9 protein-coding genes are annotated in these 9,762 nt (G+C 71.9%); 7 read left to right on the top strand and 2 right to left on the bottom strand.

Annotated features, from left to right (window positions below; translation table 11 throughout):
* Positions 1-17 precede the first annotated feature (17 nt).
* A complete protein-coding gene (gene fdhD / locus AB8Z36_RS22290) occupies positions 18-866 on the bottom strand; it encodes a formate dehydrogenase accessory sulfurtransferase FdhD (RefSeq protein WP_369215129.1) in 849 nt (282 codons plus the stop codon).
* A gap of 263 nt (positions 867-1,129) precedes the next feature.
* On the opposite strand from fdhD, the gene AB8Z36_RS22285 reads away from it, so the two are divergent.
* Positions 1,130-2,077, top strand: coding sequence for a beta-ketoacyl-ACP synthase III (locus AB8Z36_RS22285; RefSeq protein ID WP_369215128.1), 948 nt, complete (start codon positions 1,130-1,132; stop codon positions 2,075-2,077).
* 34 nt (positions 2,078-2,111) lie between these two features.
* Here the strand turns inward: AB8Z36_RS22285 and AB8Z36_RS22280 are convergent, their stop codons facing one another.
* The gene (locus AB8Z36_RS22280) at positions 2,112-2,534 is read right to left on the bottom strand and encodes a PaaI family thioesterase (protein WP_369215127.1); all 423 of its coding nucleotides are present in this window, start codon (positions 2,532-2,534) and stop codon (positions 2,112-2,114) included.
* Between the two features lie 218 nt (positions 2,535-2,752).
* On the opposite strand from AB8Z36_RS22280, the gene AB8Z36_RS22275 reads away from it, so the two are divergent.
* The 6 genes from AB8Z36_RS22275 to AB8Z36_RS22250 form a co-directional block, all read left to right on the top strand.
* The gene (locus AB8Z36_RS22275) at positions 2,753-3,337 is read left to right on the top strand and encodes a GNAT family N-acetyltransferase (RefSeq protein ID WP_369215126.1); all 585 of its coding nucleotides are present in this window, start codon (positions 2,753-2,755) and stop codon (positions 3,335-3,337) included.
* A gap of 170 nt (positions 3,338-3,507) precedes the next feature.
* Positions 3,508-4,689: an ROK family transcriptional regulator gene (locus tag AB8Z36_RS22270; RefSeq protein ID WP_369215130.1), complete on the top strand. Its 1,182-nt coding sequence runs from the start codon at positions 3,508-3,510 to the stop codon at positions 4,687-4,689.
* 210 nt (positions 4,690-4,899) lie between these two features.
* The gene (locus tag AB8Z36_RS22265) at positions 4,900-6,417 is read left to right on the top strand and encodes a sugar ABC transporter ATP-binding protein (protein ID WP_369215125.1); all 1,518 of its coding nucleotides are present in this window, start codon (positions 4,900-4,902) and stop codon (positions 6,415-6,417) included.
* A complete protein-coding gene (locus AB8Z36_RS22260; protein WP_369215124.1) occupies positions 6,414-7,433 on the top strand; it encodes an ABC transporter permease in 1,020 nt (339 codons plus the stop codon). The genes AB8Z36_RS22265 and AB8Z36_RS22260 overlap by 4 nt, the downstream gene beginning before the upstream one ends.
* Before the next feature lie 16 nt (positions 7,434-7,449).
* The gene (locus AB8Z36_RS22255) at positions 7,450-8,490 is read left to right on the top strand and encodes a substrate-binding domain-containing protein (RefSeq protein WP_369215123.1); all 1,041 of its coding nucleotides are present in this window, start codon (positions 7,450-7,452) and stop codon (positions 8,488-8,490) included.
* 48 nt (positions 8,491-8,538) lie between these two features.
* Positions 8,539-9,762, top strand: a 1,224-nt coding sequence (locus AB8Z36_RS22250) for a Gfo/Idh/MocA family protein (RefSeq protein WP_369215122.1), incomplete at its 3' end; no start/stop codon positions are given.

Genomic DNA, 9,762 nt, shown 5'->3' with positions numbered 1-9,762 from the left:
GCTGAGGAGCCCCGGGGTCAGCCCTGGGCGGCCGGGGTCCGCAGCGCGACGCGGTGCTCGCCCGCGTACACGTTCATGGAGGAGCCCCGCAGGAAGCCGATCAGCGTGAGGCCGCTCTCGGCGGCCAGGTCGACGGCGAGCGACGACGGCGCGGAGACCGCGGCGAGCACCGGAATGCCCGCCATCACCGCCTTCTGGGCCAGCTCGAAGGAGGCGCGCCCGGAGACGAGGAGGACGCAGCGGGACAGCGGCAGCCGCCCGTCCTGGAGCGCCCGGCCCACGAGCTTGTCGACGGCGTTGTGCCGCCCCACGTCCTCCCGTATGTCGAGCAGTTCGCCCTCCTCGGAGAAGAGCGCCGCCGCGTGCAGCCCGCCCGTCCTGTCGAAGACCCGCTGAGCCGCGCGCAGCCGGTCGGGCAGGCTCGCGAGCAGCTCGACGCCGAGCCGGACCGGGGGAGCGTCGGCGATCGGGAAGCGGGCCGTGGTGCGGACCGCGTCCAGACTCGCCTTGCCGCACAGGCCGCAGGAGGAGGTGGTGTACACGTTCCGCTCCAGGCTGATGTCGGGAAGCTCGACACCCGGGGCGGTCCGCACATCGACGACGTTGTAGGTGTTGACGCCCTCGGCGGTCGCCCCCGCGCAGTAGACGATCGACTGGAGGTCGTCGGCCGCGCCGAGCACCCCCTCGCTGACCAGGAACCCGGCCGCGAGCGCGAAGTCGTCGCCCGGCGTGCGCATCGTGATGGCCAGCGGTCTGCCGTTCAGCCTGATCTCCAGGGGCTCCTCGGCGACCAGCGTGTCGGGCCGCTCGGAGACCCGCCCCTCGCGGATGCGGATGACCTTGCGTCGCTCCGTGACTCGTCCCATGAGTTGATCAGTCCCGGTTCTCTCCGTGCTGGTGGCCGAAGTGGCCCTCGCTGCGGATCTCATTGTCCCGCACACGCGAGGTCGCCGGCCGGACCGCCCCTCGGATACGCACACGCGGTCACCCGCCTCATCGGAGGGTGAACGGATCATGAGAAGCATCCAAAGCGGACGCGCCTTTCCTGTCGCTTTACCTGCACCGTTACTCACCAGTCGCTGACCAGACTGGAGGGTCCCGCATCTCCGGCAACAAGGGGGACCCGCCCATGCACGGCTCGCGCATCGCCGCAGTCGGCCACTATCAGCCCGCCAGAATCCTCACCAACGAGGACCTCGCCGGGCTGGTCGACACGAGCGACGAGTGGATCCGCTCCCGGGTGGGCATCCGCACCCGGCACATCGCGGGCCCCGAGGAGCCGGTCGACGAACTGGCCGCGCACGCGGGCGGCAAGGCCCTGGCCGCCGCCGGACTCACCGCCGACGCCATCGACCTGGTGCTCGTCGCCACCTCCACGGCGATCGACCGCTCGCCCAACATGGCCGCCCGGGTCGCCGCCCGCCTCGGCATCCCGTCGCCGTGCGCCATGGACGTCAACGTCGTCTGCGCCGGTTTCACCCACGCGCTCGCCACCGCCGACCACACCGTACGGGCCGGTGCCGCGACCCGCGCCCTGGTCATCGGCGCGGACAAGATGTCCGAGGTCACCGACTGGACGGACCGCACCACCTGCGTCCTGACCGGCGACGGAGCGGGCGCCGTCGTCGTCGAGGCGTGCCCGGAGGGCGCGGAGCCCGGCATCGGCCCCGTCCTGTGGGGCTCGGTGCCCGAGATGGGCAACGCCGTGCGCATCGAGGGCACCCCGCCCCGCTTCGCCCAGGAGGGCCAGAGCGTCTACCGCTGGGCCACCACCCGGCTGCCCCCGCTCGCCCGCGAGGCCTGCGAGCGCGCCGGACTCACCCCCGCCGACCTCGCCGGAGTCGTCCTGCACCAGGCCAACCTGCGGATCATCGAGCCGCTCGCGGAGCGCATCGGCGCCACGCACGCCGTGGTCGCGCGCGATGTCATCGAGTCCGGCAACACCTCCGCGGCGAGCGTGCCGATGGCCCTGTCCAAGCTGGTCGAGCGCGGCGAACTCCGCTCGGGCGACCCGGTCCTGCTCTTCGGCTTCGGCGGCAACCTCTCGTACGCGGGACAGGTCGTGCGCTGCCCCTAGCGCGCGGCGGGCCGCCGGTGCCGGGCGGGCGGCGCTACTTCCTGGCCGCGAGCACCGCCTGGGTCTGGGTGGTCTGCCCGGACAGGCGCCCCTGATCGTCGAAGACCTCGGTCTGCACGACGATGAAGGAGCCGCCGATGTGCAGCGGCCTGGCCACCGCGCGCGCCGAGCCCGAGCGCACGGCGCGCAGGAAGTTCGTCTTGGACTCGATCGTCGAGGTGATCGCGCCGTCGGGCAGGTTGAGGAAGGCGCAGACCGCGCCGACCGTGTCCGTCAGCGACATCACGGCGCCGCCGTGCAGCACACCCCCCGCCGTGCACAGCTCCGCGGACCACGGCAGGGTGCCCTCGACGCGCTCGGGTCCCGCCTCGTCGAGGGTGACGCCGAGGTGCCCGGCGAAGGGGACGGCGGCGAGCAGTTGGGCACGGAGATCGTTCTGCGGCATGGTGTCCGACATGAGGTGACCTTCCACTTGGGGGCGTGGCGGAGGACCATCGTGCGCCATCGTCCCGGGAGGCGTCGATTACCTCAGAGGTAAGCCGGGGTGAGCCGCCGCGGCGCCTCCGTGAGATCCGGAGACCGCAGATGAACGACCGTCCGTACAGGAACGACCGTGCTCATGCGAACAACCGTGCTCATACGAACGACCGTGCTCACGCGAACGACCGTCACCGGGTGCGCCCCGCGCGCCGGGAGGACCTGCCGACGGCCGTGGACACCCTGGCCCGCGCCTTCGCCGACTACTCCTTCACGCGGCACGTCGTCGCGGCCGACGGCCACCGGGAGCGGGTGCGCCTCTTCCAGGAGCTCTTCCTGACCCGGGTCGGCATGGCGTACGGGCGGGTCTGGGTGGCCGACGCGGGKCGGGCCGTCGCCGTGTGGACCACCCCGGAGCGGGACCCGGGGCCGGGCTTCGCCGAGATAGGGTCGCGGATCGACGAACTCGCGGGGGACCGCGCGGCCTGCTTCGAGTCGGCCGACCTCGCCCTGCGGCCCTTCCGGCCGGTGCGTCCGGCGTGGTTCCTCGCCACCGTCGGGGTCAACCCGTGGGCGCAGGGCCAGCGTCTCGGCGGCGCCGTGCTCAGACCCGGCCTCGAAGCCGCCGACCGGGCCGGGTGTCCGGCCTTCCTGGAGACCTCGACCGAGCGCAACGTGCGGTTCTACGAGCGGCTCGGCTTCGCCGTCACGGCCGAGGTGACGCTGCCGGACGGCGGTCCGCGGACCTGGTGCATGCTGAGGGAACCCGCCTTTGTCCTGTGACTGGAGAAAGTCATGGGTAATTCGCGCTCAAGTTCTTCCCACTCCCGGCAGGCACTGCTACGTTCCCCTCGAAAGCTTGAAGGAAGCCCGTGGACGGCGGATCGCGTACCGACCGCCCGAGGGCAACGTCATGGGGAGCCCGAAGAGGCGGGGAGGGGCGCGTGAGACGTATGACGGCTCGACCCGCCAACGGTCACCAGGCACGGCTGCTCAGGCTGTTGCGTGACGGGGGTCCCAACTCCCGTGCCCAGCTCGGCGATCAGGTCGACCTCTCCCGGTCGAAGCTGGCCGTCGAGGTCGACCGGCTCCTGGAGACCGGCCTCGTGGTCGCCGACGGGCTCGCCGCCTCGCGCGGCGGCCGCCGCTCCCACAACATCCGCCTGGCCCCGGCCCTCCGCTTCCTCGGCGTGGACATCGGTGCGACCTCGGTCGACGTCGCGGTCACCAACGCCGAGCTGGAGGTGCTCGGCCACATCAACCAGCCCATGGACGTGCGCGAGGGACCGGTCGCGGTCTTCGAGCAGGTCCTCGCGATGGCCGCCAAGCTGAAGGCCTCCGGTCTCGCGGAGGGGTTCGACGGCGCCGGTATCGGCGTCCCCGGACCCGTCCGCTTCCCCGAAGGCGTGCCGGTCGCGCCGCCGATCATGCCGGGCTGGGACGGCTTTCCCGTACGGGAGGCCCTCAGCCAGGAGCTCGGCTGCCCCGTCATGGTCGACAACGACGTGAACCTCATGGCGATGGGGGAGCAGCACGCGGGCGTGGCCCGTTCCGTGGGCGACTTCCTCTGCGTCAAGATCGGCACCGGCATCGGCTGCGGCATCGTCGTCGGCGGTGAGGTGCACCGCGGTACGACGGGCAGCGCCGGCGACATCGGCCACATCCAGGCCGAACCGGACGGACGCCCCTGCGCCTGCGGCAACAGGGGCTGCCTGGAGGCCTACTTCAGCGGCGCGGCGCTCGCCCGCGATGCCGAGGAGGCGGCCAGGGACGGGCGCTCCGCCGAACTCGCCACGCGGCTCGACGAGACGGGGCGGCTCAGCGCCGTCGATGTCGCGGCGGCCGCCGCAGCGGGCGATCCCACCGCCCTCGACCTCATCCGCGCGGGCGGCAACCGCACCGGCCAGGTCATCGCGGGCCTCGTCAGCTTCTTCAACCCCGGCCTCGTGGTGATCGGCGGCGGTGTGACCGGGCTCGGCCACACCCTGCTCGCCGCGATCCGCACCCAGGTCTACCGCCAGTCGCTGCCCCTGGCGACCGGCAACCTCCCCATCGTCCTCGGTGAACTCGGCCCCGCCGCCGGGGTCATCGGCGGCGCCCGGCTCATCAGCGACCACCTGTTCTCACCGGCCTGACCGGTACGTAACGACGCACCCAGCACGCCGCGCACCGAGATCACGCACGGCACGTAAGCGCACCACCTCACCCAGCACAGCGCCCTGCTCCGCCCTGCCCTGCTCCGCCCTGCCCTGAATGCACCCGGCTCCGCCGGTACCGCCACGCCTCACATCAGCCTGCCCTGAATCCGCCCCGCCCTGCCGCTGCCGCCGCCGATGGGAACCGTCATGGCACCAGAACCACCGCTGCTCACCATGTCCGGCATCACCAAGTCCTTCCCGGGCGTCCGCGCGCTCGACGGCGTCGACCTCCAGGTGCAGGCCGGAGAAGTGCACTGCCTCCTGGGCCAGAACGGCGCCGGGAAGTCCACGCTCATCAAGGTCCTCGCCGGTGCCCACCAGCCCGACGGCGGCGAGATCACCTGGCGCGGCGAGCGCACCACGCTCAAGTCGCCGATCGCCGCCATGCGCCTCGGCATCGCCACCATCTACCAGGAACTGGACCTGGTGGAGCACCTGTCCGTGGCCGAGAACGTCCATCTCGGGCATGAGCCGACCGCCGCCGGATTCGTCGTCCGGGGCAGGGAGGCGAAGGCGTCGACCGCCGCCCTGCTCAAGCGGCTCGGGCACGGTGAGATCGACCCGGGGCGGCTCGTCGGGGAGCTCTCCGCCGCACAGCAGCAGATCGTCTCGATGGCCCGCGCGCTCTCCCACGAGGTGCGTCTCATCGTGATGGACGAGCCCTCCGCGGCCCTCGACCCGGACGAGGTCGACAATCTCTTCCGCATCGTCGGCGACCTCACCGCGGACGGCGTCGCCGTCGTCTACATCTCCCACCGCCTGGAGGAGATCCGCCGCATCGGCGACCGTGTCACCGTACTGAAGGACGGGCGCGCGGTCGCGGGCGGACTGCCCGCGAAGGACACCCCCACCAAGGACGTCGTCGCGCTGATGACGGGCCGCAACGTCGAGTACGTCTTCCCCGACCGGCCGGCCGGACCTCCCACGGCAGACGTGGTGCTGAGCGTGAGGGGCCTCACCCGGCACGGCGAGTTCGAGCCCGTCGACCTCGATCTGCGCCCCGGCGAGATCGTCGGCCTCGCGGGGCTCGTCGGCTCGGGCCGCTCGGAGATCCTGGAGACGATATACGGGGCCAGGAAGGCGAGCGCCGGACAGGTCAGCGTCGGCGGCGAAACGTTGCGCCCCGGCAGTGTCCGTGCCGCCGTCCGCGCCGGGCTCGGCCTCGCGCCCGAGGAGCGCAAGGCACAGGCCCTGCTGATGCTGGAGTCCGTCACCCGCAATGTGTCGGTCTCCACCATGTCCCGCTTCTCGCGCGGCGGCTGGGTCGACCGGGGCGCCGAACTGCGGGCCGCGCGCGCCGCCACCCGCGAGCTCTCGCTCCGCCCCGACCAGCCGCACGTCCCCGTGCGCACCCTCTCCGGCGGCAACCAGCAGAAGGCGGTCCTCGCCCGCTGGCTGCTGCGCGGCTGCCGCGTCCTGCTGCTCGACGAGCCCACCCGCGGCGTCGACGTCGGCGCCCGCGCCGAGCTGTACGCGGTGATCCGCAGGCTCGCCGACGACGGCCTCGCCGTCCTCCTCGTCTCCAGCGAGGTGCCCGAGGTGCTCGGCCTCGCCGACCGTGTCCTCGTCCTCCGCGAAGGCCGGGTCGTGCACCGCGCACCCGCCCGTGACCTCGATGAACACCGCGTACTCGACCTCGTCCTCGAAGGGAGCCCGGCGTCATGACCCAGCCCGCCCCGGCGGCCGAGGCCGCCGCCCACAAGACCGCCCCGGCCGACGGCGGCAGCCCCTGGCGCGCCACGCTGGCCCGTGCCGACGTGCGCACGCTCTCGCTGCTCGGCGTGCTCGCCGCACTGATCGTGATCGGCGGCATCACCCAGCCCGACTCGTTCCTCGACACCGACAACGTCCAGCTCATCCTCACCCAGGCGTCCGTCATCGGTGTCGTCACCGTCGGCATGACCTTCGTGATCATCTCCGGCGGCATCGACCTGTCCGTCGGCGCGATCGTCGCCCTGGCCTCGGTCTGGGCCACCACCGTCGCCACCCAGGAGTACGGCTTCGCCGGCATCCTCTTCACCGCCGTGCTCGTCGGCATGGGGTGCGGCCTGGTGAACGGCCTGCTCATCGCGTACGGCGGCATGGTGCCGTTCATCGCCACCCTCGCCATGCTGGCGTCGGGCCGCGGCCTCGCCCTCCAGATCACCGACGGCAAGACGCAGATGGTCACCGTCGACGGGGTGCTCTCGCTCGGCGAGCGCGACTCCTACGTCTTCGGCATACCGCCGCTCGTCCTGGTCTTCGCCGCCGTCACCGTCGTCGGCTGGCTGCTGCTCAACCGCACCACCTTCGGGCGCCGTTCGGTCGCGGTCGGCGGCAACGCCGAGGCGGCCCGCCTCGCGGGCATCGACGTCCGCAGGCAGCGGCTCTACCTGTATCTGCTCTCCGGGCTCTGCTGCGGCATCGCGGCGTTCCTGCTGATCATCCTCTCCGGCTCGGGCCAGAACACCAACGGCAACCTCTACGAACTCGACGCCATCGCCGCCGCGATCATCGGCGGGACCCTGCTCAGCGGCGGCCGGGGCACCATCACCGGTTCCGTGCTCGGCGTACTGATCTTCACCACGATCACCAACATCTTCGCGCTGAACAACCTGGAGACCGCGACCCAGCAGATCGCCAAGGGCGCGATCATCGTCGCCGCGGTGCTCGTCCAACGACGTACGGCCACCCACCACTGAGTCGAGGGGTTCACTCATGCCATCCACCACGAGCCGCAGAGGCCTCCTGTTCGGAGCCGCCGCGCTGTCCTCCGGCGCTCTGATCGCGGGGTGCACCAGCAACGAGCCCAAGGACGAGGGCTCCGACGACAAGAGCCAGCAGGTCGCCGACGACAAGCCGGGCAAGAAGGTCACCATCGGCTTCGCGGGCCCGCAGGCCGACCACGGCTGGCTCAACGCCATCAACGACCAGGCCAAGGAGCGGGCGAAGAAGTACTCCGACGTCACCCTGGAGGCCACCGAGGGCTCCAACGACACCGCCGCCCAGATCGGCCAGGTCGAGACGCTCATCAACAAGAAGGTCGACGTCCTGGTCATCCTTCCGGCCGACGGCAAGGCGCTCACCCAGGTCGGCCTGAAGGCGATGAAGGCGGGCATCCCCGTCGTCAACCTGGACCGTGTCTTCGCGACCCCGCAGGCCTACCGCTGCTGGATCGGCGGCGACAACTACGGGATGGGCCTCAGCGCGGGCCACTACATCGGCGAGAAGCTCAAGGACAAGAAGAACGCGCGCGTGGTGGAGCTCGCCGGGCTCGACAACCTCGAACTCACCAAGCAGCGCTCCAAGGGCTTCGACGACGCCCTGAAGAACTACTCCAACATCGAGAAGGTGGCCCGGCAGGCCGCCGACTTCACCGTCGAGTCGGGCCAGTCGAAGATGTCCCAGCTCCTCCAGGCGCAGAAGAACTTCGACGCCCTGTGGAACCACGACGACGACCAGGGCGTGGGCGCGCTGCGCGCCATCAAGCAGGCGGGGCGCGACGACTTCCTCATGGTCGGCGGAGCGGGCGCGCTCTCCGCCTTCCAGGCCATCGAGGCCGACAACAGCGTCCTGAAGGCCACCGTCCTCTACCCGCCCACCATGGCCGCCTCCGCGATCGATCTCGCACGCGCCCTCGGCCAGGGCAAGGGCATCAGCGGCATGGCGGAGTTCGAGATCCCGTCCTTCGTCACCTGCTACTCGGCCGTCGTCGACAAGGAGAACGTCGGCCAGTACATGTCCACCGGCTTCAAGTGATGCGCGCGTCCGCACCCCCCACCGAGCGTCGATCAGGAGGATTACCGCATGCGTGAGCGTGATTCGCGTGGTTCCGAGCAGGGCGAACCGGACACCGGTGCAGGGAAGCGGCCGCTGGGGGTGGGCATGGTCGGATACGCCTTCATGGGCGCCGCCCACTCCCAGGGCTGGCGCACCGCGGGGCGCGTCTTCGACCTGCCGGTCGAACCGGCGCTCGCGGCCGTCTGCGGCCGTGACGCCGACGCCGTCCGCACCGCCGCCGACCGGCTCGGCTGGGCCGCCGCCGAGACCGACTGGCGGGCCCTGATAGCCAGGGACGACGTCGACATCGTCGACATCTGCACCCCCGGCGACAGCCACGCGGAGATCGCCATCGCCGCGCTCGACGCGGGCAAACACGTGCTGTGCGAGAAGCCCCTGGCCAACACCGTGGAAGAGGCCGAGGCCATGGCCGAGGCCGCCGAGCGGGCCCGCGCCCGGGGGCAGGTGGCGATGGTCGGCTTCAACTACCGCCGGGTGCCCGCCCTCGCGCTGGCCCGGCGGATGGTCGCCGAGGGGCGGCTCGGCGCGCTGCGCCACGTACGCCTGACGTATCTCCAGGACTGGCTCGTCGATCCGGAGTTCCCGCTCACCTGGCGGCTGCGGAAGGACCGCGCGGGCTCCGGGGCCCTCGGCGACCTGGGAGCGCACATCGTGGACCTGGCGCAGTACCTGGTGGGGGAGCGGGTCGCGGGGGTCTCCGCGCTCACCGAGACCTTCGTACGGGAGCGGCCGCTCCTGGACGGGGCCGCCAGCGGGCTCACCGCTTCGGGCGGCGCGCGGCGCGGCGCGGTCACGGTGGACGACGCGGCGGTCTTCACCGGCCGGTTCCCCTCCGGGGCGCTCGCCAGCTTCGAGGCGACGCGGTTCGCCGCGGGGCGCAAGAACGCGCTGCGGCTCGAACTGAACGGTTCCCACGGTTCGCTCGCCTTCGACCTTGAGCGCCTGAACGAGCTCTCCTTCCACGACCACACCGAGCCCGCCGCGTCCTCCGGCTTCCGCCGCATCCTGGTGACCGAGCCGGACCACCCCTACCTGGCGGCCTGGTGGCCGCCGGGGCACGGTCTCGGCTACGAGCACTCCTTCGTGCACCAGGCCCGCGACCTGCTGCTCGCCATCGCCACCGGGGAGCGGCCCGAACCCTCCTTCGCCGACGGGCTCTCCGTGCAGCGGGTCCTCGCGGCGGTGGAGGAGAGCGCGGCGAAGAACGCCGTGTACACCGAGGTGCCGGTC

Source organism: Streptomyces flavofungini (genome assembly GCF_041028215.1).
Classification (GTDB): domain Bacteria; phylum Actinomycetota; class Actinomycetes; order Streptomycetales; family Streptomycetaceae; genus Streptomyces; species Streptomyces flavofungini_B.
Note: the sequence above shows the minus strand (reverse complement) of the source record. Positions and strands in the feature narration are given on the sequence as shown.

Excerpts from the sequence above, each read along its gene's own strand:
- fdhD (WP_369215129.1), bottom strand. The coding sequence starts at position 866 with ATGGGACGAGTCACGGAGCGACGCAAGGTCATCCGCATCCGCGAGGGG.
- AB8Z36_RS22285 (WP_369215128.1), top strand. The coding sequence starts at position 1,130 with ATGCACGGCTCGCGCATCGCCGCAGTCGGCCACTATCAGCCCGCCAGA.
- AB8Z36_RS22280 (WP_369215127.1), bottom strand. The coding sequence starts at position 2,534 with ATGTCGGACACCATGCCGCAGAACGATCTCCGTGCCCAACTGCTCGCC.
- AB8Z36_RS22270 (WP_369215130.1), top strand. The coding sequence starts at position 3,508 with ATGACGGCTCGACCCGCCAACGGTCACCAGGCACGGCTGCTCAGGCTG.
- AB8Z36_RS22265 (WP_369215125.1), top strand. The coding sequence starts at position 4,900 with ATGGCACCAGAACCACCGCTGCTCACCATGTCCGGCATCACCAAGTCC.
- AB8Z36_RS22260 (WP_369215124.1), top strand. The coding sequence starts at position 6,414 with ATGACCCAGCCCGCCCCGGCGGCCGAGGCCGCCGCCCACAAGACCGCC.
- AB8Z36_RS22255 (WP_369215123.1), top strand. The coding sequence starts at position 7,450 with ATGCCATCCACCACGAGCCGCAGAGGCCTCCTGTTCGGAGCCGCCGCG.